The sequence below is a fragment of the Streptosporangium sp. NPDC020145 genome (genome assembly GCF_040631275.1).
Classification (GTDB): domain Bacteria; phylum Actinomycetota; class Actinomycetes; order Streptosporangiales; family Streptosporangiaceae; genus Streptosporangium.
On the sequence record NZ_JBEXZT010000079.1, the window covers coordinates 1 to 1,046 of the forward strand.

Sequence of the window (1,046 nt, forward strand, 5' to 3'; positions counted from 1 at the left end):
CGGTGCATGAGGTGTTCGAGGTGCGGGCCCGGGAACACCCCGACCGCGTCGCGGTGACCGAACCCCACGGCGCGACCCTGACCTACGGCCAGCTCAACGCCGCCGCCAACCGCCTGGCCCACACCCTGAACAACCGGGGAGTGAAGCCCGGGGACCTGGTCGGACTGCACCTGACCCACAGCGCCACCTACATCACCGCCCTGCTCGCCGTACTGAAAGCCGGCGCCGGATACGTGCCCCTGGAGCCCGGCCTGCCCCCGGGCCGGTTGACGCTGATGGCCACCGAACCCGGCCTGGCCGCCGTCATCACCACCCCCGCCCACCCCTGGACCCCCACCCAGGCCCCGGCCCCCGCCCAGGTCCCGGCCTCAGCCCCCGCCCAGGCCCCCGCCCAGGCCCAGGCCCAGGTCCAGGCCTCCGCCTCCGCCCCGGCCCCTGCCCGGGTTCCTGCCCTGGTTCCGGTGCTGGACCTGACCGCCGAAGCCGAGACGATCGCCGCCCAGCCGGACACCAACCCGGCCCACCCGGCCGACCCGGAGCGGGTCTTCTACATCCCCTACACCTCCGGCTCCACCGGCCGGCCCAAGGGAACCCTCGTCCCCCACCGGGCCATCAACGGCTTCTTCACCGGCGTGCACTACGCCACCTGGGGACCCGACACGGTCGCCCTGCTGCACTCGGCCCTGTCCTGGGACGGCAACCTCGTCGAGATCCTCCCCCCGCTGCTGACCGGCGGACGCGTCGTGGTGCACACCGGAACCAACCGCGACCCCCTGACCGTCGCCGAAACCGTCCACGCCCACCAGGTCACCCACCTGTTCCTGCCCACGACCGCGTTCAACACGATCATCTCCACCAGCCCCCACCTCCTGGCCAACGTGCAGCAACTCATCTTCGGCGGCGAGGCCGTCACCGTCCGCCACGTGCGCACCGCCCTGGCCGAACTGCCCGCCACCCGGCTGGCCCACGGCTACGGCCCCAGCGAGTGCACCGTCTTCGCCACCGCCCACCTGGTCACCCCCGCCGACCTGGACCGGCCCACCATC

1 protein-coding gene is annotated in these 1,046 nt (G+C 73.3%); it reads left to right on the forward strand.

The genetic code is table 11. The annotated features are described in order from the left end of the window. Window positions 1-20: 20 nt before the first annotated feature. Window positions 21-1,046 (forward strand): AMP-binding protein (locus tag ABZ463_RS41630; protein WP_362785753.1); only part of this gene is annotated, 1,026 nt, incomplete at its 3' end.